Origin of the sequence: Prevotella multiformis DSM 16608, from assembly GCF_000191065.1 — a bacterium.
Lineage (GTDB): Bacteria > Bacteroidota > Bacteroidia > Bacteroidales > Bacteroidaceae > Prevotella > Prevotella multiformis.
Map to the genome: position 1 here is coordinate 1,191,335 of NZ_GL872283.1, position 26,492 is coordinate 1,217,826.

The window sequence follows — 26,492 nt, forward strand, 5'->3', positions numbered from 1 at the left end:
GAATCCGATTCCCAACCGGTCGGGAACACAACTCCCAATGGAACTTACACACTGCAGAATCTATCATTCAGAAAGCAAACCGGTATAAGACATGGGGGACTATGCGTGAGAAACGCATGCTATCCTTAAAAGATCTGTCAAATGAGCCAACCATCCTAATGGAGCGACAAGATTCCATCTTCCCCTCAATCTCGGATACTTTTTACGGCCGTGGGAACACAATCGGAACCTCCAGTAATTAATTGCAGCTTTCATCTTATACCTCGCAGGGATGTCAAGTTCATTCAATTCGGCATAGCATATCATCGAAGCAACAGGACTATCCATCCTTATCCGGACAATCCTGGAAGTCAAACCTCCCGCTAAATAATCGCGGAAATAGATCACCTTATCAAAAAAACGTAATTGATATTTCCTTGCGATTCTGTTCCACACCAAAGCCTCCGGACAGAACCTCTCATTGTTTACCTCCGGGAACGGATATTCTCGTAAAACCTCGGTCTTAAATACTTCACAGACATCTCCTTCGAATCCATACCTATAACGCATGTCAATGGAACTTAAATCCATAGACTCAGCTATCCTTCTTCTTCCTATGACAGTGCCGTCATGATGTGCCATGACACCACAGACTCCGCCTACGGCAGGGTTATCCTTAATCTTCAAATAGTATTTATTTATCGTTGACAGAGCATCCTCCGGAAGACTGTCATCACTATCTACTATCAGAACCAGACTACCATTGGCTTCCTTCACACCTCTGTTCAAGGCTCTGTGCTTTCCCCCATTGTTCTGTTTTACATAAGTAATCTTCATCTTGCCCTCACAGACGAACCTGTCCACGGTCACTCCGGTAGCATCTGTTGAGCCATCATCTACAACAACCCACTCAAAATCATTAAAGTCTTGACTCAACAGGCTTATATACAACTTCTCCAGATAGGCTGCCCTGTTATAAGAAGGGGTGAGAACTGTTATCATTTCTTATAGAATTTATCAACCGCATATCGACTGTCATATTCGAATCTGTCGTAGACAGGATCATAGTCGCGCACACCGTTTGTAAAGAAAGTCTTATAAGGTGACAGCAAATAGCCCCATTGCATGACGATTCGGGCAAACAGGCCGAAACAGATTGCCAAGACAAGTATTTTCGTGCTCCTGCTTACATGCATGTCATTGCAAATGGTTGACAGAGTGGCAATGACACCGATCAGGTAATACCATCCTAAACGCCCCCCATTCAGAGACTGCACAAAGAGCAACAGTATCGCACAAAAACCAAGCATAACATTGAGTAAAACAGAATCCTTTTCCGTATCAGGTATCCTATCATAATTCTTTATTACAATATAAAGGAAGATGAAAGCCTCGATAATATACTCATATCTGAAGCCAACTTCCTGATCTGCATAAGAAATGGAGCGCAACTGCATATCTGCAACATCACCATATATACTGAACAAAGCAGAAGGTACTGCCGAAAGTCCCAACAACAGACAGAAAAACATAAAAACCATAATATGTCTTGTGTTAAAACGTTTCAGCGGTACGAAATATAAAGGCAACACGATAATGGCTGAGTTATGGAAGGTGGCAGCCAGCAAGACACATCCAATGAACTTATACGGATTCCTTTTATATATGTACTGCAGCCCCAGCCAGACAATCGCGACTCCTATCATCTGCCTCAGGTAGGTAAAAGTAAAGAAGAACATAAGACCCAGGAAAAGAGCCACCGCAAAAAAGAAGTTGATGCAATATTTCTTTAATGAATAGTAATACAAGGTATAAATAACCAGGGTCGTCAATAATATAAAGACATACCTGTTGCCGGATATACTTGAAATGAGGATGTTAAAACCAGCGTATCCAAACTCAGAAGGATACAATTTAAGAATAGTTGCATCATTATAACTGCTTCCTATATGTGTAATATAAGCAACCTCATCAAACAACTCTCCATATATATACCGGTCGTAGCCTCCAAGCATGTCAGAGACACCAACAAACACCGACAAAACAAGAAAAGAAAGGAACAATCCTTGTATCTGTCTGGTCTTATGTCTGTCAGCCAGATAATTAACAAGAAGAATAAAAAAGAAAAGTCCTATATACAGCAACATGGATTACTTAAGATTAAAAAAACACAGACATTACCATAATATGCCGGGCGCAGCAATAAATCCGGAAGATACTATCTATACTGGTTACCGCACATAAAATACATGGTACGCTGTCCGAAGACATTGAACGAAGCATGGTATATGATTGCATCAACGTCTTGTCTTCACATGAGAACTCATAGAGCCATGCCTTATCCAAAGATTTATCATCGTATTTCAGAATAGTACGGAAATGCGTCTACCTTGTGTCTCAGCTTACGCCTCCGGATGAATCAGCCTATCATATTTACAGTTCTGCCCCCTCGGGCTTCGCTTATAAAAAAGCGAAACAATCTCCTCCCGCACAATAGCTCATGTCTTAAAGTCAGTGCTGCACACACCTGTCGGGATACTTTTCCCACAGCTGGTTCCAACATCTTCAGAACAAGAAAACTTATTCAAGGGTTATGCTTGCAATAAAGAAAACATCTGTTGTGCGGTAAGTTCCCCATCATGAAAGCGCAGAACCGATTTCCTGCCACTTTGCGCAATTTCCTCATAATGCGAGGGACATAAATATATTTTTCTCAACATCGAAATGACTTCATCAACAGTACGGTACTGCAGACAGGAAACACCGTGCTCCACAGCTATATTCTCCAACGCATACCAAGAGCCAATGACCAACAATCCGTTTGCTATCGCATCAAGCACCTTTCCCTTGGTGCCCGTACCGATGCTGATCGGTGTTATCTGGATATCGTGCTTTATAATTTCCTCTATATAGTTCGGTGCAAACCGAATATGATGTACCTCGTATCCAGCTTCCTCAAGATGCCGGACATGAGTATCCCATCCTTTCCCTAAGAACGTTATCACGTAGTGCTCTTTCAAATCTTCTGTGCATCTGGACGAACAAAGACAATTGATTAATTCATCGGCATCCTGCTGCATATACAAATTATATTGCCCTGCGATCAGCAACTTTATTTTGGAAGAAAAAGAAATAACCTTGGCAGGATTTGCCAGTTGGTAGTGAGGATGACGTAAGAAGTGAGCCTGAATTCCTGGATTTATTTCCTTAAGAAAATCCACATCTGCCTCTCCTACTAAATGATAATGAATATTTGAAGATATATCAAACAACCTCTCCATCCTTAAATACTTAGGAAACACAAATACTGATTTCCAATATCTCATTTTGTCTCGCATAACAAAACGCTTGCCAAGCATTCTATAGTAATAAAGAGACTCGCAATCAGGCAATGTATGTACCCGCTTAAAATCCTTTAACTGGTTACTGACACAAGATAATTCTTCTCCATAAATCCATATACCGTCAGCATTCTCCTTGCCAATAATATCTAATTGTACTGTACTTAAAGAGATATAATTTCCAATAGGATTCTTCAAAAAGATTCTAAAAGGCAAAAGGAATCTAAGTACAAAATTATACCACCACGGTACTGGTAATAAATGGATCTTTATATTCAGTTCTTTTGCGACAGAGTCTATCTGTACCTTGGATAACCTATTTAAATTATACGAATACAAAATCACCTCTATACTTTTATCTCTACCAGCCAGCAAATGGTAAGGCAATGCACTCGTACCGCGAATATTTTCCACAGCAGGCATCATCACAGATAGCATAACAATTTTCATCTCAGTATATAATTGGCCTAAATTGTTTTATCAAAATCACATAATAAAACGAAGGATGTTAAGGTTAAATCTAATGAATATGACTTTTACAGGAATAAAGCTTCCACACATTGGATATAAGTTCGCTTTCCTAAGTTCAGCAATGATAGCGGAATTAATCCCTTACTACGCCAAATCTTCTTATTCTTATATAAAGAAAAAACAAACCAAATAATACGCTCTAACAACGATCGAATATTCTTGCCTTGGCAAATGGAATGAATGCAGGCTTCCAATCCTTCTGATTAATCCGATACGGATATTCAAGTCTTATGTGTACCGTCTCGAATAAGTCGAGTTGTATTTCTGCGCCGATATATCCCTTATCTCCGTATATGCTGCAATCGTGATAAGTCAACTTCCCATCTTTCATGTATTTTGGGTCAGCGACACTGGCCTTTGACAGGTCGAAAGAATGTATGATACCGGTCAACCCAAAGAGAATGTGCAACTTATACCCGAAATAACAAGGGTTACGGAAGCACAATAGCCAAAATCAGGAGCTTGTGAAAAATCACCGGTCCTTCCCATCCTGCAACGCTTTCCCCTGGCGAAACGGCAGACTTCTATGGGTTTGGAATCCACAAAGAACAGTTCTTCCGCACCGACCATTTTCATAGCCACCCGCCTGAATATTTCTTCGCATAAGCCTGCTGTATCCTTTCTGCAATCATTGAACTGCCTGTGTGAGATGAGGGTGAGGAGCTTGTCCTTATACTCTTGTAGCCTATAGTCAACCAACCACTTCTCGCTGTCAATGCTTTCTGACTCTACTGCCAATGACAATGCCACAACTTCCAAGACCGAGAACTTTGGAATTGGCCACGCCAAGAGATATTGCCATGTTCATTGACGAGAATTTCAGAAAACAGCTTTCATATCTCGAGGATTTTGACGAATTTTGTGTAAAGGTTGTTTATATGTTGGTTTGAAATTAATGATTTATACACCACTAAGTTGCTAAAAATCAAAGATATGTGCAACTTTTTAAGCATATTTGGCAACTTAATTTAATTCCGCCAAAAGGTTATACTTATAAAAAATGGCACAATAAACTTACCATAGCAAAAATAAATTTTCTATATAAAGGGACAGAACTGCGTACCATATTTAAACTACTATTTTTCAAAATTTTTCGAAGTTTTCCATTTACTTCTTTTATGAAAGAAATAGAGAACTTATGACGTACTAATACGTAAACTAAATTGATAGACTCATTTTTGATATGCTGCTTTAATAAATATACATTATTTATATTTATCTTCTTTAAATATAATGTTTTTTGTTCAAGAATAGTAAGATTATCAAGAACTCTTTTCTTTGATAGTGAGGAACGACTTATAGAATTCATATCACCCAGATAATAATTATAAGTCACATGAGGACAACCTATGATATTCTCAACATAGGTTGAGATCTCAAAACTCCACAAAACATCCTCATGTGTAATTCCCTGTAAAAAAAAAGTTTTGTGCTTACTGAATATATCTTTACGAATAAGTTTATTACATGCTATAATATTCCAACTATTATGGATATAACCTTTAAAAACATCATCATTACATCTGAAGTTTTCCGTCTTAACATCATAATAACTATCATCAGCCAAAATATGTCGAGTAATACCGGATACTATTTCTGGATAATGATATTTTTCTGCCTCATGAACAAGTTTCTCTATGGAATCGTCAGGAATACTATCATCACTATCTAAGAAAAAAATATAATCGCCTGAAGCCTTATTAATACCGGTATTTCTTGCAGCTGATAAACCCTGATTTACAGAATGTTCACATAATACAAACTTAACAGCCCCCTTGTATGCATCAACAAATTGTTTGGCAATTCGCATACTATCATCTTGCCCCTTATCATCTACTAAGATACATTCAATATCTGTATAGGTCTGTCTTTGCACTGATTTTAAACAACGGATAATATATTTTTTTACATTATAAATAGGAATAACTACTGACACTCTCATAATTTATGTTTAATTTTTCAAAAATCATTTAAGTTACAATAAGTGCAATTTCTTCCTTATTAGTAGTAATGTCATTTCTCGTGTATGATGATCAAAAACCACATAAAATGACAATAGTATAACCAATACACTAGAAACGATGGTTATCATCACTAAAGCATATAGATTATCACTGACAAAAGATTTTATTCCCAAACATAAACCTAAGACGAAGCAACCTATTAAGAACATTGGAGATATTGTACGTAGGAAATATTCAGAAATATTAAATTCTTTCATTTGTTTCTTCAATATATATATATATACAAAGCATGTACTAAAAGCCCCTGTGAAAATGCCAGCAACTGTTACAAAAATGTATGAATGAGTAAAATAAAGAATTGAATAAGTGATTGGTAAACTGATTAGATACAGAGCTCCACAAAGTATATTCACCCATTTAACATTTCCACTGGCCGTTATAGCTGTATAGGTAAGTGGATTAAAATTATTAAAGAAATTTCTTATTAAAAGTATTTGACAAATAATAACAGCACCCTCCGGAACTTTGTCAAGCCATAAACCCATCAAATAATCCATTTTAACAAATACGGGAATAGATATTAAGAGCGTCATCAATGATGTTAATTTCGCACCCATTATTATTAGCTCATTTACTCTACGATAATTCTTTTGCGCATACTCTTTTATAACTTGTGGATTAAATGCTGTCATTATATTACTAGCAAAAGTATTTAAAGTAGCTTGTACCATACCAGCGATTCCAGCTGCAGCTATAATAGCATTACCAAGAAACCAATTGTATAAAATATTAGTTCCTTGCTGGCAAAATGTTAAAGAAACCGAACTTAACAAATTCCATCCAGAATATGAAAGCATTCTCGGAAATAATGTTCGATCGAACGAAGAATTAAATTTAGTTTCAGCATAATGAGTGGCACAAAATCTTCTATAAGAAAACATTATACCAATAGAAACCACACCATAAAGGATACTATAGAAAATTAAATTATCAAACGAGTTGTTCAATAATACAATTAATGCTATTCCCAATTTTAAGAAAGAGGATAAAATATCTATATACGCATATATCTTGAAATCTTCATGTGAATTGATAGCTGCATTATATGGCGCTTGTGTAATACCCATAATAGTACTACATATAGCAACTTGATAAACCCAGTTAGCTGCTATTAAACGATCTGCAGGAATTACTAATTGAGTATTTATGAACCACAAGCCTACTGTTTCTGCAATGATTAGAAATATTCCAGATAAAGCCAAATGTATTACAAGAGCCGTAGAGAAGGTCTTAGACAATTCTTCGAAATCACCATCACCAAGAGCTACAGTTATATAACGTGAGGTAGCACTACTCAAGGATCCACTTAAAACATTAACCAAAACGATTATTCCTCCAACAAGATTATAGAGTCCATAATCTTCTACACCTAAAGCCTGCAATACTATTCTTGAAGTAAAGAATTGAATTGCCATACTGATAAACATACGTATATACAGCATGGAAGCATTTTTGGCTATTAGTCGATTATTTCCTCTTTTTTCCTCCACCGGCTTACAAATTATTTCCAAAAAGCAGTGGATGAATGTGTCTCACGTTCATTTTCAGCAGGCAACTTCATATAATCGCCATAATGCTGCTTCAAATAGATACCATATGCAGAAATACACATAAATTTTTTGTTTTCGAAATCAAGATTTTTATATTCCTCAAAAACATTTTTAGAATGAATCTCTTTCATTCCGTATCTTCCTGTAAGTGCACCAACAAAACTGGATTCAGAAAAAGAATACATCGTAGTGACTTTTTCTATTACAGCAGTAATAACCTTTCTACCGATGACTTTTGCACATAGGTATTTTATTTTCGACTTTAAATTATATCCTGAATTATTTTGCTGCCAAGATAAATAAAAAAGACTTTTTAAATAGCCAACAGCGAAAATAAAAAATTTCTGCAACCTACGATTACTAGGAAGCCCATCTATAGGAAATATATCTATATTTATCCCATAGCAAGGGAATGGAATTCCAACTTCTGTCATAAGGGTACGTAGATCTTCTACTTTCTGCCACAAAAAATGACATTCAAATAAATCGGTTTTTACACTATTAAAACTATGTAAATTTTCGCAGAATCCATTGAAATATTTCTTAAAAAAATCATAATCTTTTCTGGGCATCATAATATCAACATCGTCATCCCATGGGATAAATCCTTGATGTCTAACTGCGCCCAACAAAGTACCTCCAGCCAAAGAATATCTAAGATTATTCTTCTTACAAAATTCATCAACTTTACAAAGAATATTCAATAATATTTCATGCTGTTTATCTAATGTTATTAAATATGGTTGCATAAAAAAAAGAATTTAAATAATAACTAAACATATATGCTTTACATATTGCTTAACTAAAAATTTTAAAGACAGGAACAAGAATTCTGAGAATAACAGAATTGAAAAACAAAACTTCCCCTACAAACAATGAACAGCTTGCAAGTTGAGACTACCACGGTTTCTCCACATAAAACGAAATGACAAATAGGCATATACGGTAACAAGCATAGCACACAACCAATGGACTCTGTTGATAAATTTTGTAGCTGGTTTGTTCTCTGAATCTTTTTGTTAAGTCGATTAATTTCTAGAATATCCTTAAATCCATTTGTAGAATTTTTCAATTGAAATCACATACAGCTCAGTGCCGCAAGGATAGCTCATTGCTGCTTCAATTGTTTCGTAACACAAAACGGCGTGAGACCTTAGTTTGTAACCAAAGTTTCACGCCATTGTTTTCATAAGAATATTGGTCTATTCGAAAATCCCTGGTGACAGACCGCCTGTAACCCCGAAAGTAGAGGTTGTATATAGTACGTACTATCCCAGAAAATGAAATTCACCAGATTTTTAAAGTTGCTTATATGTAGTTCTGTGAGTCCTTCTGAAGAGGTTATGGTCAGACAATCTGTACAGCAGATTGGGATCGCAACCCCGTCAAAAAGCCCCACACACATTACATTGCTATGTGCCAGTCTACATTCTCTGTTTTCATTTCTCCAGATTCTTCTTTAAACGAGATTCCCCGCCCCTTGGAGCCTTCCACCTTGATATTGACGACAGTCATCACATTTCGTTTGACCGTCAAGGTCTTGGTTGCCTCTTCAACGCTACCATCAGCCTTTGTCCATGTAATCTTCATGTCCAATTCCGTATGATAATCAGACTGACAGGCTCTTTCTATATCGTAAAAAGAATAGGGTGACGCATCATCATAAGCTGCATCTCCCTTTTTCAAGCTGATGCGCCAAAAAGGATAATCAACCACCAATGTCCCCTCCTCCGGAGGCGACACTTTGAAATGCAGCCCAAAAACGGTACGTTTCAGGTCGACCGTCAGTTCCGTCTTCCCCTTGGGGCTGAAGTCTGCAAGACTTCCATAGAGCTTCACAAGGCGAGGATAATGAACAATCCGCCCGCCCTCGATCTTCGTTTCACCTTTCTTTATCTCATTGAGATTAGCCTCTTTGGAATAAACAAACGAGTTGGACACCTTCGTAAGTTCCTTTTTCCCATGCACCAACGGGAGATCAAAGCTATCCTTAACTGCGAACAGCCGCCCAGGCCCCTCTTCTATCTTCAGACATTCCACCTTGTAGAGATTCTTTTCATTCATTTTTATGGATATCTTCGATTGGAGGGTAAATAGACCGTAGGCGTACATTTGGTACTTTTCCTCACCAGGCTTCTTTTCATAGACATTGACAGCATAAATCTTTTTCAGGTTCTTGTCCCCGGCCCTGCTCAAAGGCTGTCCCTTCGCATTCATAGGGGTCTCCATTGTCTCTACGGCCAGTTCTTCTGCCGGATGAATCCGCACAACTCTCGTCAACTTGCTTTTAGACTTACCAATCGGCTTCACGCCGTCAGCATCTTCCAGCACAGGCTTTTCACAGGCTGCCAACAAAAGAAGACACAGCAAAGCCCAGATCAAGGTTACTTGTTTTTTCATAATAAGAATGTTTTAATTGGTATATTAATTTAAATGAACATAAACGAAGAATACTATAGAACCCGATAAACTACGGCAACGCATCCAATAAGGTGAATCATGTCGACCTCATAAGGCCTGTCTCCTCAAAACACTTCTAAATGCTTTTTCTTCTCAGATGAGCGACTCCATCTTCATGAAAGAACAGGGAGTAAAATACGGCTGAAAGAGCAAACGCAGCCTCCATATAAGGACATATTCTAAAAATTCCACATCGGTCCGTCGCTGACGGGGATATTGTCAACTCCTTGTGTCTTCGCTTTTATGCGCATCTTCAGCTCTTTCTTTCAGCCGGGAGTGCATCACATCCCCATTGCAGGAACCGTCCCTCCCTTCCAGGAAGAAAGCAGAATCTGCTCCCTTAAAAAGCGAACATCCATCAAAGATTATTTTTAGAACCAGCCTGAAGGGAAAAGTTCTCAGATTAATAAAATCTCACACTGCAGATATGCCACCATCGACTTTTGGGCATATTTCTGTAAGGGCGAAGATGAGAAAGGAGGATACTAGAAAAGAAACCGCCTAAAGAACAGCACAGAATCACCGTCCATCTGAAAGGACAGGCGACAACCCTTCCTCCCTGCAGGATAAGGTCTTACTGCAAGTTTGGCAAACTATTAGAGGATTTTCCGCCTTAGAACGAACAACGACGGCCAACCATTCGAGGTCCTGTCATGAATCTGTCAGTTGGTTTTACGGACAGACCGATAAATCCGCTCGCAGAATATTATCTCGGTTCTATAGTTTTGTTTTTTTATGTGGCTACAAAGTTAAACAAAATCTTTGATAACGAAAATGATTTAATCGGATATTTTAACTCCGCCAATGCAAAAACAGCGTAAGTGAAAGCATAGAAGCCCTCGAAAGAAAAAGTAAATGTTGTAAAGAATTGGAGAAAATCGTAATCTTCCTTCCAAAGAAAAAGCATTTTCTTTACCAGACAGGCTTATAGTTCGTGGATTTTATCTAAATTTGCAGCAAAAACCAACCACACGATATGAAAAGAACTATATTGACTGTCGTCATCTTTCTGGGCGTACTAACGAGTTCTCAAGGGCAGATATTCAACAAGAGCAACACAAAGCGCATCGGACAAAACATAAAGGAAAGCTTTCAGAACATCAAGAAAACTCTTGTGCAAGACACCCGACCGTCGGGAGAGCACACAATATGGGACATCTATATCGCTCCTAAAATAGGATTGGATCTGTCCAATCTGCCTGGCATCGACGGGAACGTCAAGTTAGGCGTTGTGGGTGCGGCCTACGTAGAAGTATTTGTTGCAAAGAACATTGCCATAGACGCAGAAATGCAGTACAGCCGCCAGGGCTCGTCCGGTGTCTACCGCAATCTGCATACGACGGATGCCGCAGGAACCCCCACTGTCCGTGAATACGGCCCATACGACTTCAAATTAGACTATATCAACACGAATTATCTGGTACGCTGGTATCCATGGGCCGATCTGCCTTGGAGCTTCACAACTGGTCTGCACATGGGTTACATTGTAAGTGCCCATGCGAAAATGAAACATGGGGCCGATAAAAACATTAAAAGAGATATTCACAGCGGCGACCTCGCCCTCCCGCTTGGCATCAGCTACGAATGGAAGCAATGGCAACTGGAAGCACGCTATAATCTCTATTTCCGAAAGCTGGCACGCAGCCATGAAGCCGAAGTGCTGATGCGAAATGCACGCAACAACATGCTTGAAGTGACCCTGGGCTACAGAATCAAGATGTTCTGACAAGTATCACATCCATGCTCCTCACACTACTTGCGGCATTGTTCTTTGTGCCTGCACCGACAGCGATAGCAGAAGCCTCCGACTCCGTCACTATACAGAAGACCGGTATAGAAATACGCTATACTCCTGCCCGGACGCTCACGCCGGGCAAAGAACCTCGCATCTGGACAAAGACGAAAGAGACACATGCGATTGCAGCACAGGTGAATGTCACTCCGACAGAGAACTGTTTTGCAGTGGAATATAATTATCCGATTTTCTCCGTCGGCCTGCGTTACAACCTGAATCATGGCACGACCATGCACCGTGACACCCCATGGGGAGAGGCCCAGCCTGTGGAGTATACAAGCAAATTAGGGAATCTTCTCACGCTCTACGGCATTTTTAACCGTCCCATCCATCGCGGCCGCCGCTGGCAATGGGGCTATTACCTCGGTACAGGAATCGGCTACACGGCCTTAAAATACAACCGGCAGAACGATATAGACAACGAGTACATCGGTTCACATCTGAACATCTTCTTCACGGCAGGACTATACGGGCAATATCAGTTTGCAAAGGAATGGAGTGTCAAAGGCGGACTGGACTTTGCCCATCACAGCAACGGTGCAATGGAACGGCCGAACAAAGGGGCAAACTACCTGGGGCCATTCGTCGGTGTCGTGTACGAACCTGATGCACAAACGACGAAAGCGGCAAAACGGAACACGGCTGTCACAGAACCTTTCCAAAAATACTGGTTCATGGAACTGACACTGGGAATAGGGGGAAAGACGCTGCTTGAGGAATGGCTGCAGACACAATTCGGAACGCCACAGGGACAGCCTGATTACAGGAAAGAACGGTTTACCTTGTACGGTGCCTATTCTTTCCATGCCCATCTGCTCTATCGCTACGCCCGACGCTGGGTATCAGGCCTCGGTTTCGGCATCTTCTATGGAGATTACGCCAGCCGGATCGCACAACTTGATGAGACGAACGGATATATCGGAGAGAAACACAGCCCGTGGTCAGCCAGCATAGAAGCGCGCCACGAAGTCTATTACGGGAATCTGTCTGCCCGGGTCAGCCTGGGTTACTACCTTTACCGCCACATGGGGTATAAATCTCACAACGGACTGGAAAAGCCCTACCATGAGCAGGTCGGCGTTTTCTACAGCTTCCCGAAACTGAAAGGCATCACTTTGGGATTCAGCGTAAATGCGCATGCCACCAAAGCTGATTTTACAGAGCTGCAGATAACATTCCCCTTCAGACTTCGGGAACGTGGAGGGCATGACCGTCTCTGACCATAATCCTGTCAGACCCCTGACATAGATACCTTGATTCTAAATTAGCTCTAAATTATCAGTGTCCTATAAGAAAAGAATCAATCCTTCCATAAGTCTTTCCTTATTATCGTCAGTACAGACACCCGGGCTATGGAAGCATACCTCTTCCCCCGGATAAACTCTAAAAACATCTCTGGTTTCAGCTGATAAAATGAAACCCGCCTAAATGACAAAAAAACTTCAAAGGCCTTTTTCAGAACCGGCCTATAAGGTGATGGCGGTCTTCATTGTATCGATATGCCTGTGTGGATAATCAGGACATACCGTCAAACCACTGATCCGTTTTCTTTTTCAGTTGCTGTCACTTTTAACACTTCACACAAGCAGCACATTACAAGCCACTTACAAAGCATCAGTGCATGACGGGAATGACAGCAACCTTCAAACATCCCTCACACCGGGGGGATTACCATGAGATAAAAATTCTGATCAGACACCGACCGTAACGGACAAGGGACAGATACCCTCTCCGACCCACAGCCCGATGGCTTCATCGGACCGGCGAGGATGTCTGCCCCCTATTATTTTAGGAACCACTATTTCTCCAGGTTCTGCCCTACTCTCCTGTATAGAACTTGATCAGCTTCGTCAGTCCCAGGCGACAAGCCGGACAGAACTCCGGATGCGTGTTGGTGCGCATACGGCAGTCGGGGAAAGCCCGATAGACACCGTGCTGGGAATAGCCGGCCGGTTCGTAAGCCCCCACTTTCCACTTGTCACGCCGTGCATTCGGCTTGTCCAGATCGGAAGGCTGCGGAGTCGGCAGCGGAGTCTTCTTGTCAATGAGGTTTTCCCATTTCCCATGGAAATCAACAAGCGTGGTAAGGTTAGGCTCCCATGGCTCCACGTCTGTAGGATACATGCTGATCTGCTCCTGGTCATAGGCATATTCATCTCCCAGTCCTGCAAAGGAATGGCCGAACTCATGAACGACGACCGGCTTGAAATAAGCATGATGCGCCATGGAAAGATTATAAGAGTTCAGAATACCGCCACCGCCGTACTTCTCGGTATTCACGAGTACGATGATATGCTCATAAGGAGTCCCTGCCAGCCAGTCGTGGAGGTCTTTCAGGTGAAGTGTCGTAAGATACCGGTCACTGTAGAACGTATCGAAATGCGAGTGCAGAGCGGTATTTTTCCAGATGCCCTTAGACGGCTCGGATGTACCGCTTTCCACCGACGGAGACTTGACTGCTACGATATTGAACCGATGTCGCAGTGACTTGAATGGCTCGTGGGCAAAGAGAGCTTCCATTGCTGTACGGCAATCCTCGATAAAGGTCGGCATTTCCGTCTCCTTGTATCCCTCGGCAACATAGGCGATATGGATGCAGTGCGTAGGGTCTGCGGCTTTCTGCAGGGTCTCGTAAGGTGTCACGGACCGCTCGCCGATGTGTCGGATAAGAATATCCTTCGGCGCAACCGTATGTGTCATCGAAACCGTTACCTCCCGCCGGTTGTTCCGCAGATCAATGGTCACATCCACCGTATCTTTTGGATATGGAACAAGAAAGACATTCTCAAAGGATTTCCCAGACGGTCTCTTTGCTTCATCATACGTCAGCCACTCCTGGAAAAGTGTTGAGAAAGAGTTCCGGTAGACAACCTTCTGTGTGCGGTGGTCGCGGACGGTCACCTGTCCGTTTCCCTCTACCGGCACTTCGGCCAGTCGGTCGTGCTTGCCATACCAGTGTGGAATGCGCGACAATTCGTCTACGGCAATCGTCTGGTGCTTCGCATTGCCGGCAAAGATGTAGTCAAGCCGGAGTGTCGCATCCTCAAAGTAGCGGTCAAAATCCTGTGCCGCAGCAGTCAGCGCAACAGCCAGGAACAGAAAAGTGATGATTTTTCTCATAGGTTAATCATTAAATCAGGGTTATTAATTCTGTTTCTCCAAATCCATCGGTCCGGCGGCGACATTGAATCCGATTTCCGGATAAAGCGTTTCCAATCGTCACCCCCTTTTGGATTGCAAAGTTATCAATAATAATGGGAAAAGCAAAGAACAGAAGAAGATTTAATTACGTTCTGATAGAAAAAGAGACAACTCTGTGTGAGTCGCCTCTTTGCTGAAGATAAACGATGCTGAGCGGAATACGGGAATCGAACCCGCCTCCCAGGCTTGGGAAGCCCGTGCACTACCGATGTGCTAATTCCGCATGGAGCCGATACCCGGACTCGAACCGGGGACCTACGCATTACGAATGCGTTGCTCTACCAACTGAGCCATATCGGCGGTATTGCGGTGCAAAGATACGGCAAAAAAAACAAACAGCCAAATTTTGAATTGTGATTTTTCAATTTAAAGCAGGTTCTGAAAATCATCTTTGATGGATTTCTGCCTTTCAGACGATCCGATTCCGCCTTCTTCCTGAAAGCGCAGAGCAGGCTATACGGCTGAAAGTGAAGGAAGAATATGCTGCTTCAAAGGCGAAAGACATCAGAGATGACTTCCAGAACACACCCGATCACTCCTTTTTATTTCTCAACCGTATAATCAGCATACTTCCGGTCTACCACGATCAGGAAGAATGGCTGTGTGGTGAAAGAACGCTGTTCCCCCTGCTTAAGTCTGTACTTCAAGACAAGGTGCGCCCTACCTTTCACTGTGAGCGAGAGGGGGGAGAATTCCGTCTCCAGGCTGGTTTCCGGGAGGATATAGGCAATGACGAAATTCTTGCTGAAATCGATCTTCGTCGGCTGTCCGCCCTTGCCCATGTGGGTTGCCTCGCCAAACTCCTTTTCAAAAGCAGTCTGCGAAGTGATTTTTTTTACTACCGGTGCAGGCTCTCCCCCGACATGGAAATAGTTGCGTGCTTCGGTGAAACGGACACGGTTGACACTGTCTGATACGAATTTGTCGGTGCTGCACGATGTCAACAGCATCGTCGCCACAACGAAAGAAACAAATAGTTTTTTCATTGTTAATTCTCTTTATACATAAATGTTAAGACTCTTTATATAATAAGGTGGCCTCACGCCCGCATGCCTGTTCCCCTATAATGTCGGAATGACACTTCTGTGACTGACAGAATGCCACACCAAGACATCCTTGGAAACAAAAGTAGTCTTTCTAAATGACTTATCCAATATTCCCCATCAAAAATAAACTAAGTTAACAGATGGCACAGCATTTGTTCATGGATAGTCCGGACAAAGAAATTCTTTGTCAGACAGTACACACAAAAAAAAGAGAAAATATGGCACATGGACATGATGTCCTTCACATGATGGAGGGAAACAGTTATGCAACAAAAGAGGAACTGGTAAAAGCGATCATCGAACATTTCGGAAAAGACGAGCGTTTCCACACCTGTTCTGCTGAGAATATGGATGCCGCCGAACTGGTCGACTTCCTCACTGCCCGCGGCAAGTTCATGCCTGCGGAAGACGGTTTTACCGTAGATGCAAGCAAAATCTGCAATCATTAAAGCGAAGGAATCAGATCGGCATCTGCCACAGTCCGGGTAGAGAACGGCCAAGACCTGTAAGTTAAGTCAAGACAGGTCTCTTCCGGGCAGCTCTGGCGGATCCATGCTTCCGAGACAATCAGCCCCGGCCCCTCTCCGTGAAAGGGACAGCAGACCATACGGCAGAAAGCGTATGTCGGGCATACCGCAATCATGAGGGAAAGCACGAAGAGCCGAAGGTTCCCATCGTATCAACATAGCAGAGAAATCATTTTTTTAGAATATCTTTCAAATCCCAGTATAGATTATGATCAAGATTTATGGAATGAACACCTGTCCCGACTGCATTGCCGTTGACAGGCAGGTTGAGGGAGATGACCGCTACGAGGTCATCGACATTGGCGCACACGTAAAGTACCTGAAAGAGTTTCTGCGCCTGCGCGACAACCATGCTGTATTTGATGATGCCAGAAAACAGGGCTATGCCGGCATTCCCTGTTTCGTGCTGGAGGACGGTACCGTAACGCTTTCCCCGGAGGAGGCAGGCATACGGCTGGATGCCACGCCGGCAGCTTCCTGCAGGCTGGACGGTTCCGGATGCTGACTCGTCCTGCACGTGACAGGCGTCGGAACACACCGGCAGTGGGGAAACACGGGAAAGGGGACATCCCGGGAGAGCATGCAGACCGCATGCCCGTCCGGGATGTCCCCCTTCCTACGTATATTGCCCTATGCCAGCTGCAGGCTCACCTTATGCTCCCGCACCATCCTTCTCAGATTCAGGATGGCGTAGCGCATACGTCCCAGACTGGTATTGATGCTGACCCCTGTCGTCTCGGCAATTTCCTTGAAAGACATCTCCTGGTAGAAACGCATGAACACTACCTCGCGCTGTGAGGCAGGGAGCAGGTTCATCAGCCGTTTCACATCGGAGAGCGTCTGGCTGTTGACAAACTGGCACTCAACATCGGCTATCACGGTGTCATCCCCTCTGACATTCGAAAGATCATTGTCCTTGGGGGCGTCAATCACCTTGCCAGCACGCTGCGAACGGTACCAGTCCATAATGACATTATGGGCGATGCGCATAATCCATGCCGAAAACTTCCCTGTCGGCGAATACCTCCTCTGCTGAAGTTTTGTAATGATCTTCACAAAGGTCTCCTGAAACAGGTCGTCAGCGACATCCCTGTCACGCACAACAAAGAGGATATACGAAAAGAGCTTCGACTGATTGCGCAATAACAACTGATCGAAAGCCTCGTTACTACCTTCTATGTATGACAATGCCAACTGCTCGTCGGTCATCTCATTCAGATTCTCCATTTCTATTATCTTCTGATGAAGTAAAGATGTTTCGATAGGCTTTTCTAACTTTTGTTCTTATTTTGCTTGCAAATATAAGCATTTTTATTTTTTACCGCAAATGTTTCACGCAAAAAGTCACTCGTCCAGCCATTCACTCGCTACGACATGCTTCTTCATACCGGGGATTCCCAGATATTTCTGCTTCACACCATAAAAGGCAATCGGCCTGCCATAGTTCTCTGGATTGTCCGCCAAAGCGATCTCTCGCTTCATCTTCTTTCCCACCATCTGGATGGAGATGACTTTCTCAGGGTCTGTCTCGCCGGGACTGTCTGCCAGAAGAACGGCAGCCTCAAGCGAGAAAGGCGGCTCCCATTCAGCCTGCCTGATGCTTCTGCTGCATGCCCCTACGATGTAGCCTTGCACCCAGACATATCTTTCGCCGAACGAACCGCTGCGGAACGCTGCCACACTATACACGTCCTGTTCAGCCTCATCGTCTGTCGAAGCCGCAGGCACAGGCCCGTCCTTGTCGTCTTCCGAGGGCAAGACGGTCTTCCCGCACCCCACAAGCAGGAGGGCGGAAAAGAGAAGTACTGTCAGTTGATTTCGTTTCATAGGATAGAAATTTGATTAGGTGTTGCAAAGTTAGAAAAAGATTCCTGACATGTCAAGTCCGACGGGAAAGAAACGGAAAAGAAAAGAGGTTGGTGCAGGAAGCTACCAACCTCGAATGCGATTTAGTAAAAAATCTAAATCTTGAAAAACACGTCACAAATATAGGTCAAATTGAACGACAATGCAAATTTTACAGTAAGAAAATAGCGATTTTAACATTGTAAGCGCACACAGTACGGGAGAGGATGAGGAAGTCATCCGGCTGGGATGGAAGAAAAATATACGTCATTAAGTTGCATACCTCATGGGAAATACCTAATTTTGTACGATTATAAACCTTTAAAACAAATTATTATGAACAAAATTCTACGTTTGACGTTCATTGCCATACTTGCAGCAATGAGCTCTCCTTATCTTTTGCACAGAAAACTGTGACATTCAGTGCGGAACAAGACCATGGAACAACACCACAAGCTGTTACCAAAGATGGCATTACAATTGCTATTACAAAAGGCACTCTTAACAACAATTATGCCTACCGAATCTACAAGGGCAGCACATTGACCGTATCATCAGCCAAGGCGGATATCGTGAAGATCGTTATGATATGCGATGATTATTCAAGCGGTGCCTATCTGGCTGATGGTTTCAAGACTGGTCATGGACAGACCATTTCCTCAGACAAGAAGACTGCAACATGGGAAGGTAATACAAAAAAGGTTGAGTTTACGACATCAATACATCAGGTACGTGTAAAAAACTTTACCATTATTTTGAAAGATGTCCCGTCAGGCATTGCGGAAATCAGCAATGCCTCTCTGAACGGGGAGGCCCCGATTTACAACCTCGCAGGACAGCGTGTGGGCAAGGAATACAAGGGTGTCGTCATCCAGAACGGAAAGAAGTTCATCAAGAAGTGAGGTCGTTCACACAAATAAGAAGAACAGAAACAGCCCGGCAAGGTTCCGGACAATAATACTTAGGGCAGACAGAGATGTCTGCCTTTTTTAGTTCCGCACGCCCGTGTGGGAGATTCACAGAGACGCATCGTGTACAAGGTGCGTCAGATTTTCAATGAGCCTCCCAATACACCTTGATTTAATAGAGAGAAAACCCGACGTACCGGGAGGAGATCCAGACGTCTTTCCGTTTTGTCTTTATTTTTTACTTCCCACTGAATTGGATAGAGTATGGGGATATATCTTCGACAAGTTCAACGAAAGTAAGCGGAATAGAAGAGAAAAGGGAAATATAGTGTAATGTTAATTTGCTTATAAACAGGAACTTGATCCTTCCATCAGAACAGGTGCTTAGTTGCGATGCAAGAGAGCGTCAGTTGGCCTGCAAGTAAGCACCGATTGACAGGCAGACAGGCACTGATTGGAACACAGACAACGGCCGTCTTGCCAGCACGACCTGCCCGACCTCTGTCCTTTGTGTGCCGGCATGGAGGAAAACCGTTATCTGACAGGCACGATATGTAAAACTATTTCATAGCTTTTCTCCCACCAGTTCCCTGCGCTTTCCGTCTTGAACCGGATGGACACGACTGGATTTAATCCGCTCTCTGCCGTCAATAACCGCATAAAATCCCGTCTTCCATGGGAACATTTTGTCTGCCGCCCGACCGGGCGATTCATCCATTGGCAGCAGTCTCCCGGACAGACGGGTGAGCCATGAGAAAGCGAAAGCCGGCAATCCGTCTGACACAAAGGGATTTTCCTTTCCTTTTTCTTGGCTAATTGACAAATTAATCCTAATTTTGCGGAACTTTGATGGTAAACGACATCGCTTTTTACATAAGGAAGGGCTGTCTTCCGGCGTTACCCTGCCAGAAACAAAGGATATAGTCAATATCACCTAAAAATATGGATAAGAAAGAATATCTGCGTTCATGGGCTGAGGCCTACAGGAACGACCTGACAAACAACATCATGCCGTTCTGGCTGAACCACGGATGGGACAGAGAGAACGGCGGCATCTACACCTGTCTTGACCGTGACGGATCGCTGATGGACACCACCAAGTCGGTATGGTTCCAGGGACGATGGGCTTTCATCTGTGCCTTCGCATATAATAATGTGGAGAAGAATCCGACATGGCTCGATGCGTCCCGGTCCGCCATTGACTTCCTCGAAAGACATTGCTTCGACAAAGACGGACACATGTATTTTGAAGTAACGGCAGAAGGGAAACCGCTCCGCAAACGCCGTTACGTATTCTCAGAGACCTTTGCAGCCATCGCCTTTGCAGAATACGCACTGGCGACAGGTGACAGGCATTACGCCGAGAGGGCCCTGCAGGTCTTCCACGATGCACAGCGTTTCCTTTCCACGCCGGGTTTCCTGCCCCCGAAATACGAGGCAGGTGTGGAAATGCAGAGCCACTCTATCGTCATGATCCTTATCAACGTGGGATCACGCCTCCGCGAGGTCATCGACGACCCGACGCTGACCCGGCAGATCGACGACTCCGTCTCGCTGCTCCGCCGTTACTTCATGCACCCGGAGTTCAAGGCACTGCTGGAGACGGTGGGGCCGAATGGCGAGTTCATCGATACCAATGCGGCACGCACCATCAACCCCGGACACTGCATAGAGACTTCATGGTTCATCCTGGAAGAGGCGAAACTACGCAACTGGGACAAGGAGCTGCTCGATACCGCCCTCACCATCTTCGACTGGTCGTGGGACTGGGGATGGGACAAAATGTACGGCGGCATCATCAATTTCCGCGACTGTCGCAACCTCCCTCCGCAGGACTACTCACAGGACATGAAATTCTGGTGGCCGCAGTGTGAGACGATCATCGCTTCACTCTATGCCTATCTCGGCACGGGCGACGACGAATACCTCTACCGCCATCAGCGGATCAGCGAATGGACCTATGCCCATTTCCCCGACCCCGATTATCCGGAGTGGTATGGTTATCTCCACCGTGACGGGACCGTCGCACAGTCCGCCAAAGGAAATCTCTTCAAAGGCCCGTTCCACATTCCCCGGATGATGATCAAGGGTTACACGCTCTGTCAGGAAATTCTGAAAACGATGGAATAGAAAAAGAAGACTGTCCCGTCCCCGCCTTTCCGGAATGCCGGAAACAGAATCCCCCATGGCATCCTGCCGACAGGATGCCATGGGGGATTTTTACAGCAGACAGGATATTGGCGGACATCTTGACGGAGAGGGTGCTTCCACTGCCGCCCTGTCAAGTCTCACAAAAGATTCTTCAACTGCGAAAAGTCATCCAGCCTCATCAGGTGAGGATGATCATACTCTTCAACGACTTCATGCTGCCATACTGTACGGAAAGGGATATGAGCGGCCCAGCCGCCGAGTTTCAGCACCGGTTCAATATCAGACCGGAAGGAATTCCCCACCATCAGCAGCTGTCCCACCTTTATACCGAACTGACGGCAAAGCCGATGATAAGACGATTCCGTCTTATCCGACACCACGACAAAATCATCAAAATAAGCATGCAGTCCGGAACGCTTGAACTTGCTTTCCTGATCAAGCAGTTCTCCTTTCGTAAACACCACCAGATGATATTTGCCGGCATCATGCAACGTCTTCAGCGTCTCCTCCACCCCGTCTATCGGCTGGGCCGGCAACTGCAACAGCCCCTTTCCAAGCCTGATAATCTTCGTCACTTCGTCAGCTGTCAGCTGCTCGCCGCTCACCCGGGCGGCATTTTCCAGCAATGAAAGCATAAAAGCTTTACAGCCATAACCGAAAAGGGGCATGTTCGCCGTCTCCGTTGCAAAAAGCGCTTCCGACACCTTGTCCGCCGGTGCGTAAGGGGCAAGCAGACGGCAATACTCCTCCTCCACTTTCTCAAAATAAGACTGACATTCCCACAATGTATCATCAGCATCGAAGGCGATCAGTGATATATCTCCCATAATCTTCACATTTCAAACTGCAAAAGTACGTTTTTTAAACAGGTGTTCAAAATTAATTGCGCACAAATTTAATACAGCCTCTAAAAGCATCACTTCATCAAAAAAAACACGTTCCTAACAATACGACAGCTGAATGAAGCCGATGCAGAGAGAACACAGCCGGCAACACGACGGCTGGCAGAGAGCGGAATGAAAAGAGGCGGTTATACAAGGCGGCGAAACCGACGGCTTCCATCGCAGCGACATACGGCTTCGTGCGTTTTAAGGAAATTCCTTAAAGCATCTGCTGTCTCCCTATTTCGTTTAATTCCAGCGAAGGAAGCTATCGCTTGCTTCAGAACTACCATTGTGAAAATCTGCATTGAAGGCACGGATGTCATGTATCCGAGACATCTTACAGCACACTTCGCCCACACGGAATAAAGTACAACTACAACTCTAAATCTTAAACCTTTATCTTACTGACATTTGCACATCTCGACCCTCTGAAAGAGGCGAACTTTTCAATATTTTTAAGACAGACAATACTTTGAAGAATGAATACTTTTATCTAACTTTGCATCATCGAAGTTTATCAAAACGGAAAACTTTTAGAGAACAGAAAACAAAAAAGTTGTCCAAAACGGATAACTTTTATCTCTACTAAAGACATCATCATGCACGCTGCGGCAAAAGTCATCCGACTCCGGCGCATTCCCCTACTGATGCTGTCCAATGTCTACACAGTATTCACCGACGCCTAAAAATAAAAGCAAAGCAATGGAAATAAAGAACTTCACAATTACCAAACGCGACGGGTCGAAGGAACGGTTCTCCCTCGACAAGATCATGAATGCCATTCTCAAGGCATTTGAGAGCGTCAACGAACCGACCGACCTGGGAACCATGTCGAAAATCCTCGCCGATCTGGACATCCAGAACGACATCAAAGTAGAGGACATCCAGAACCAGGTGGAGACGGCACTGATGAAAGAAGGCTTCTACAAGGTAGCAAAAAGCTTCATCGTCTACCGCCAGCAGCATACCGAAGACCGCGAGACACTTGAAAAGATGAAGTTCCTTTCGGACTACTGCATTGCCAAGAACGCCGCCACCGGCTCCAAGTTTGACGCCAATGCCAACGTCGAACACAAGAACATCGCGACCCTCATCGGCGAACTGCCGAAGCAGGGATTCATCCGCCTGAACCGCCGTCTGCTCGTCGACCGCATCAAGAAGATGTACGGGAAGGAACTGGCCGAGGAATATATCGACCTCCTCACCCACCACTTTATCTACAAGAACGACGAGACGAACCTCGCCAACTACTGCGCTTCGATAACGATGTACCCCTGGCTCATCGGCGGGACAACCTCCATCGGCGGCAACTCCACAGCACCGACCAACCTCAAGAGCTTCTGCGGAGGATTCATCAACATGGTGTTCATGGTCTCCTCCATGCTTGCCGGAGCCTGCGCCACACCGGAGTTCCTGATGTACATGAACTACTTCATCCAGAAAGAATACGGCAAGGACTACTGGAAGCGGGCCGACGAAGTGGTGGACCTCAGTCTCAGAAAGCGTACGATTGACAAGATCATCACCGATGACTTCGAGCAGATTGTCTACTCGCTCAACCAGCCTACCGGGGCACGCAACTACCAGGCCGTTTTCTGGAACATCTCTTATTACGACCGTCCGTATTTCGAGTCGCTTTTCGGGAACTTCTACTTTCCCGACGGTTCACAGCCCGACTGGGAGAGCCTGTCATGGCTGCAGAAACGTTTCATGACCTGGTTCAATCAGGAACGTCTGAAGACCGTGCTCACCTTCCCGGTAGAGACCATGGCACTGCTGGCTGAAAACGGTGACTGCAAGGACAAGGAATGGGGCGACTTCGCCGCAAAGATGTACTCAGAAGGACACAGCTTCTTCACCTATATGAGCGACAACGCCGACTCACTCAGTTCCTGCTGCCGGCTGCGCAACGAGATCCAGGATAACGGCTTCTCCTATACACTCGGGGCAGGCGGTGTCTCGACAGGTTCAAAGAGCGTACTGACCATCAATCTCAACCGCTGCATCCAGTATGCTGTCAACCACGACCTCGACTACAAGGAATACCTGGAGCATGTGATCGTATTGTGCCATAAAGTTCAGTTGGCGTATAACGAGAATCTCAAGGAACTGCTGCACAACCACATGCTGCCACTCTTCGATGCAGGATACATCAACATCGACCGTCAGTACCTCACCATCGGCATCAACGGACTGGTAGAGGCTGCGGAGTTCATGGGTCTGGACATAACTCCTAACGACGGCTACAAGAAGTTCGTACAGACGGTACTCGGACTGATCGAGAAGCAGAACAAGGCTTTCCGCACCAAGGAGGCGATGTTCAACTGCGAGATGATCCCGGCCGAGAACGTGGGCGTGAAACATGCGAAATGGGACCGTGAGGACGGATACTTCGTGCCGCGCGACTGCTACAACAGCTACTTCTACCGCGTAGAGGACAACTCGCTGACCATCCTCGACAAGTTCAAACTGCACGGTGCGCCCTACATCGAACACCTTACGGGTGGTTCCGCCCTCCACATGAACCTCGAGGAGCATCTCTCAGAACCACAGTACCGCCAGCTCCTGCGTGTTGCGGCACAGGAAGGCTGCAATTACTTCACCTTCAACATCCCCAACACCATCTGCAACGACTGTGGCTATATCGACAAGCGTTATCTGCATGAGTGTCCCCGCTGTCACTCCAAGAACGTGGATTACCTCACCCGCATCATCGGCTACATGAAGCGTGTCAGCAACTTCTCCGTCCCCCGTCAGGAAGAGGCACACCGACGCTACTACATCAAGACTTCTGCCGAATCTTCCCAGAAAGGAAAGGGCGTGGAAGAACGTGAGAAAGCACCGGCCGAAGTGAAATGACATAGAGCCACATTTACTCATCACGGCCAGCGGAAGCCTGACAGTGTATTGTCCCGGAAGGGGCAGCACTGTCAGGCTTTTATATTCGGCACACAGCATCTCATATAAATTACAGCACCGCATTTGTGTTCCCGGCAGCCGGGACATCTGTCCCCAACAGCCGGGAACACTTCAAGATGTAGTTCAATGCTTGAGGTTGACTACCTTCCACCTTACATTCAAACCTGGTCGACGAGGATTCCTGTAGTATGACGATCCGGAAAGTTGACGATAAAAACGGTATTCAACTTCCGGCTTACGTTTTCATGGACTTTCCTCTAAAGAGAAAAGCAAATTCTTTATCCCGAAGACTTAGAAATCACAGATTTTATGTAAATTTGCAATGTGAGGAATAAAAACAGACAAGCTATGAAGCATTTACGCACAATCCTGACAGCAGCAATGCTCAGCATTGTTCTCTGTTCATATAGCCAGGAACAGAAACGGTTCCGGATCGTCAACGGGAATGGCATGGAGGCGGTCATCAGCAACTATGGAGCACGCCTCGTCTCACTGACAGCCTACAACTGGAACGGCAGACTGGAGCCAGTCGTAAAAGGTCATGCCCATGACAATGATTACCAGAACGACAAGAGCCTGGGCGCCACCCTCGTCTACTTCGGGAAGAACAATGAAGAGACGCTGTCTGGGAAGACATGGGAAGTGGTCAGCTCGGACAATCAGTCCGTCTGCCTGCGATATGTGACTTCCGAAGGAGAGAACGGACTGGACGGGAAACTGAATGTGACCGTCACCTATACCCTGTCGGATCAGAATGCACTGGACGTGGACTATCGCATCACGACGACGGCCCGGACACAACTGGAAGTGACAAACGGGATCTGCTTCAATCTGTCGGGAGACATGCACCGCTCCATCCTCAAGCAGCATCTGTGGATCGACGCTTTCCTGTCCAACGCCTACAACAAGCAAAAGCAGCTGACGGGAGTACTGCAGCGCATAAGGAACACACCGTTCGACTTTACCAAACCACGTGAGATCGGCGAGCGCATCAGGCGCACGAACAACGGATATGACAATGCCTACCAGCTGCGCCATCCTGACAATATGCAGAAGCCGGCCGCCATCCTCTTCGACGCACAGAGCGGCCGCGCCATGACCGTCTATTCAAGCGAACCGACACTCTGCATCAACACTTACGGCAAGGCAAGCAGCAGCATCTCCCTGCAGCCCCTCCACTCAGGATACAATAGCGGCATGGAAAAGATAAGCCAAGGACTCGAGCCCGGGCAGGTCTTCCACGGTGCTACGGTGTTCTTCTTCACCACCGATCCTCCATTGCTTATGCGGACAAAATAACACAGGACTATCCAGCTCGTCTTGCTGCTCCC

At 44.8% G+C, this 26,492-nt stretch carries 20 protein-coding genes, 2 tRNA genes and 1 pseudogene; 8 read left to right on the top strand and 15 right to left on the bottom strand.

Annotated features, from left to right (window positions below; genetic code table 11):
- Positions 1-99: 99 nt before the first annotated feature.
- The 8 genes and pseudogenes from HMPREF9141_RS10215 to HMPREF9141_RS10250 all read right to left on the bottom strand — a co-directional run bounded on the left by HMPREF9141_RS10215 (position 100) and on the right by HMPREF9141_RS10250 (position 9,825).
- Positions 100-981, bottom strand: a complete 882-nt coding sequence (locus HMPREF9141_RS10215) for a glycosyltransferase family A protein (RefSeq protein ID WP_007368655.1) — start codon at positions 979-981, stop codon at positions 100-102.
- Positions 978-2,126 carry an EpsG family protein gene (locus HMPREF9141_RS10220; protein ID WP_007368656.1) on the bottom strand — a complete coding sequence of 383 codons (1,149 nt, stop codon included), beginning with the start codon at positions 2,124-2,126 and terminating at the stop codon, positions 978-980. The genes HMPREF9141_RS10215 and HMPREF9141_RS10220 overlap by 4 nt, the downstream gene beginning before the upstream one ends.
- Before the next feature lie 444 nt (positions 2,127-2,570).
- Positions 2,571-3,770 (bottom strand): CgeB family protein, encoded by a 1,200-nt coding sequence (locus HMPREF9141_RS10225; RefSeq protein ID WP_007368657.1) that lies wholly within the window; start codon positions 3,768-3,770, stop codon positions 2,571-2,573.
- Positions 3,771-4,008: 238 nt separating this feature from the next.
- Positions 4,009-4,804 (bottom strand): annotated as a pseudogene (locus tag HMPREF9141_RS10230) (IS982 family transposase); the annotation flags it as partial.
- Positions 4,805-4,842: 38 nt separating this feature from the next.
- Positions 4,843-5,793 carry a glycosyltransferase gene (locus HMPREF9141_RS10235; RefSeq protein WP_007368662.1) on the bottom strand — a complete coding sequence of 317 codons (951 nt, stop codon included), beginning with the start codon at positions 5,791-5,793 and terminating at the stop codon, positions 4,843-4,845.
- Between the two features lie 33 nt (positions 5,794-5,826).
- A complete protein-coding gene (locus HMPREF9141_RS10240; RefSeq protein ID WP_257009601.1) occupies positions 5,827-7,290 on the bottom strand; it encodes an MATE family efflux transporter in 1,464 nt (487 codons plus the stop codon).
- 86 nt (positions 7,291-7,376) lie between these two features.
- Positions 7,377-8,174, bottom strand: a complete 798-nt coding sequence (locus tag HMPREF9141_RS10245; RefSeq protein ID WP_007368664.1) for a LicD family protein — start codon at positions 8,172-8,174, stop codon at positions 7,377-7,379.
- A 655-nt stretch (positions 8,175-8,829) separates the two neighbouring features.
- Complete coding sequence (locus HMPREF9141_RS10250) at positions 8,830-9,825, bottom strand: hypothetical protein (protein ID WP_007368665.1); 996 nt, start codon at positions 9,823-9,825, stop codon at positions 8,830-8,832.
- Positions 9,826-10,861: 1,036 nt separating this feature from the next.
- Between HMPREF9141_RS10250 and HMPREF9141_RS10255 the strand changes: the two genes are divergently transcribed.
- Positions 10,862-11,611 (top strand): outer membrane beta-barrel protein, encoded by a 750-nt coding sequence (locus HMPREF9141_RS10255; protein WP_007368667.1) that lies wholly within the window; start codon positions 10,862-10,864, stop codon positions 11,609-11,611.
- Positions 11,612-11,625: 14 nt separating this feature from the next.
- Positions 11,626-12,900 carry an acyloxyacyl hydrolase gene (locus HMPREF9141_RS10260; protein WP_007368668.1) on the top strand — a complete coding sequence of 425 codons (1,275 nt, stop codon included), beginning with the start codon at positions 11,626-11,628 and terminating at the stop codon, positions 12,898-12,900.
- Between the two features lie 598 nt (positions 12,901-13,498).
- Here the strand turns inward: HMPREF9141_RS10260 and HMPREF9141_RS10265 are convergent.
- From HMPREF9141_RS10265 to HMPREF9141_RS10280, 4 genes are all read right to left on the bottom strand, one after another.
- Positions 13,499-14,800 carry a M64 family metallopeptidase gene (locus tag HMPREF9141_RS10265; protein ID WP_007368669.1) on the bottom strand — a complete coding sequence of 434 codons (1,302 nt, stop codon included), beginning with the start codon at positions 14,798-14,800 and terminating at the stop codon, positions 13,499-13,501.
- A gap of 233 nt (positions 14,801-15,033) precedes the next feature.
- Positions 15,034-15,104 (bottom strand) — tRNA-Gly (locus HMPREF9141_RS10270).
- A gap of 1 nt (position 15,105) precedes the next feature.
- Positions 15,106-15,181: transfer RNA gene (locus HMPREF9141_RS10275), tRNA-Thr, on the bottom strand.
- Between the two features lie 242 nt (positions 15,182-15,423).
- Complete coding sequence (locus tag HMPREF9141_RS10280; protein WP_007368670.1) at positions 15,424-15,867, bottom strand: hypothetical protein; 444 nt, start codon at positions 15,865-15,867, stop codon at positions 15,424-15,426.
- A gap of 278 nt (positions 15,868-16,145) precedes the next feature.
- Here HMPREF9141_RS10280 and HMPREF9141_RS10285 point away from each other — a divergent pair, with 278 nt between their 5' ends.
- Both HMPREF9141_RS10285 and HMPREF9141_RS10290 read left to right on the top strand, forming a co-directional pair.
- Complete coding sequence (locus tag HMPREF9141_RS10285; protein ID WP_040554821.1) at positions 16,146-16,376, top strand: YecH family metal-binding protein; 231 nt, start codon at positions 16,146-16,148, stop codon at positions 16,374-16,376.
- A gap of 286 nt (positions 16,377-16,662) precedes the next feature.
- Positions 16,663-16,959, top strand: coding sequence for a hypothetical protein (locus tag HMPREF9141_RS10290; RefSeq protein ID WP_007368672.1), 297 nt, complete (start codon positions 16,663-16,665; stop codon positions 16,957-16,959).
- 125 nt (positions 16,960-17,084) lie between these two features.
- Here the strand turns inward: HMPREF9141_RS10290 and HMPREF9141_RS10295 are convergent, their stop codons facing one another.
- Entirely contained in the window at positions 17,085-17,681 is a 597-nt protein-coding gene (locus tag HMPREF9141_RS10295) for a sigma-70 family RNA polymerase sigma factor (protein WP_007368673.1), read from the bottom strand.
- A gap of 117 nt (positions 17,682-17,798) precedes the next feature.
- Complete coding sequence (locus HMPREF9141_RS10300) at positions 17,799-18,281, bottom strand: DUF6359 domain-containing protein (RefSeq protein WP_007368674.1); 483 nt, start codon at positions 18,279-18,281, stop codon at positions 17,799-17,801.
- A 431-nt stretch (positions 18,282-18,712) separates the two neighbouring features.
- On the opposite strand from HMPREF9141_RS10300, the gene HMPREF9141_RS10305 reads away from it, so the two are divergent.
- Both HMPREF9141_RS10305 and HMPREF9141_RS10315 read left to right on the top strand, forming a co-directional pair.
- Positions 18,713-19,201, top strand: a complete 489-nt coding sequence (locus HMPREF9141_RS10305; RefSeq protein WP_007368676.1) for a hypothetical protein — start codon at positions 18,713-18,715, stop codon at positions 19,199-19,201.
- Between the two features lie 948 nt (positions 19,202-20,149).
- On the top strand, positions 20,150-21,337 hold the full coding sequence (locus HMPREF9141_RS10315; protein WP_007368679.1) for an AGE family epimerase/isomerase: 1,188 nt from the start codon (positions 20,150-20,152) through the stop codon (positions 21,335-21,337).
- A 158-nt stretch (positions 21,338-21,495) separates the two neighbouring features.
- Here HMPREF9141_RS10315 and HMPREF9141_RS10320 read toward each other — a convergent pair whose 3' ends face one another.
- A complete protein-coding gene (locus tag HMPREF9141_RS10320) occupies positions 21,496-22,185 on the bottom strand; it encodes an HAD family hydrolase (protein ID WP_007368680.1) in 690 nt (229 codons plus the stop codon).
- Between the two features lie 759 nt (positions 22,186-22,944).
- On the opposite strand from HMPREF9141_RS10320, the gene nrdD reads away from it, so the two are divergent.
- Together nrdD and HMPREF9141_RS10330 are read left to right on the top strand one after the other, a co-directional pair.
- Complete coding sequence (gene nrdD / locus HMPREF9141_RS10325) at positions 22,945-25,101, top strand: anaerobic ribonucleoside-triphosphate reductase (RefSeq protein WP_007368682.1); 2,157 nt, start codon at positions 22,945-22,947, stop codon at positions 25,099-25,101.
- Positions 25,102-25,509: 408 nt separating this feature from the next.
- On the top strand, positions 25,510-26,460 hold the full coding sequence (locus tag HMPREF9141_RS10330; protein WP_007368683.1) for an aldose epimerase family protein: 951 nt from the start codon (positions 25,510-25,512) through the stop codon (positions 26,458-26,460).
- Positions 26,461-26,492: the final 32 nt, after the last annotated feature.

Coding starts and splice junctions, on each gene's coding strand:
- HMPREF9141_RS10215 (WP_007368655.1), bottom strand. CDS start 981: ATGATAACAGTTCTCACCCCTTCTTATAACAGGGCAGCCTATCTGGAG.
- HMPREF9141_RS10220 (WP_007368656.1), bottom strand. CDS start 2,126: ATGTTGCTGTATATAGGACTTTTCTTTTTTATTCTTCTTGTTAATTAT.
- HMPREF9141_RS10225 (WP_007368657.1), bottom strand. CDS start 3,770: ATGAAAATTGTTATGCTATCTGTGATGATGCCTGCTGTGGAAAATATT.
- HMPREF9141_RS10235 (WP_007368662.1), bottom strand. CDS start 5,793: ATGAGAGTGTCAGTAGTTATTCCTATTTATAATGTAAAAAAATATATT.
- HMPREF9141_RS10240 (WP_257009601.1), bottom strand. CDS start 7,290: ATGGCAATTCAATTCTTTACTTCAAGAATAGTATTGCAGGCTTTAGGT.
- HMPREF9141_RS10245 (WP_007368664.1), bottom strand. CDS start 8,174: ATGCAACCATATTTAATAACATTAGATAAACAGCATGAAATATTATTG.
- HMPREF9141_RS10250 (WP_007368665.1), bottom strand. CDS start 9,825: ATGAAAAAACAAGTAACCTTGATCTGGGCTTTGCTGTGTCTTCTTTTG.
- HMPREF9141_RS10255 (WP_007368667.1), top strand. CDS start 10,862: ATGAAAAGAACTATATTGACTGTCGTCATCTTTCTGGGCGTACTAACG.
- HMPREF9141_RS10260 (WP_007368668.1), top strand. CDS start 11,626: ATGCTCCTCACACTACTTGCGGCATTGTTCTTTGTGCCTGCACCGACA.
- HMPREF9141_RS10265 (WP_007368669.1), bottom strand. CDS start 14,800: ATGAGAAAAATCATCACTTTTCTGTTCCTGGCTGTTGCGCTGACTGCT.
- HMPREF9141_RS10280 (WP_007368670.1), bottom strand. CDS start 15,867: ATGAAAAAACTATTTGTTTCTTTCGTTGTGGCGACGATGCTGTTGACA.
- HMPREF9141_RS10285 (WP_040554821.1), top strand. CDS start 16,146: ATGGCACATGGACATGATGTCCTTCACATGATGGAGGGAAACAGTTAT.
- HMPREF9141_RS10290 (WP_007368672.1), top strand. CDS start 16,663: ATGATCAAGATTTATGGAATGAACACCTGTCCCGACTGCATTGCCGTT.
- HMPREF9141_RS10295 (WP_007368673.1), bottom strand. CDS start 17,681: ATGGAGAATCTGAATGAGATGACCGACGAGCAGTTGGCATTGTCATAC.
- HMPREF9141_RS10300 (WP_007368674.1), bottom strand. CDS start 18,281: ATGAAACGAAATCAACTGACAGTACTTCTCTTTTCCGCCCTCCTGCTT.
- HMPREF9141_RS10315 (WP_007368679.1), top strand. CDS start 20,150: ATGGATAAGAAAGAATATCTGCGTTCATGGGCTGAGGCCTACAGGAAC.
- HMPREF9141_RS10320 (WP_007368680.1), bottom strand. CDS start 22,185: ATGGGAGATATATCACTGATCGCCTTCGATGCTGATGATACATTGTGG.
- nrdD (WP_007368682.1), top strand. CDS start 22,945: ATGGAAATAAAGAACTTCACAATTACCAAACGCGACGGGTCGAAGGAA.
- HMPREF9141_RS10330 (WP_007368683.1), top strand. CDS start 25,510: ATGAAGCATTTACGCACAATCCTGACAGCAGCAATGCTCAGCATTGTT.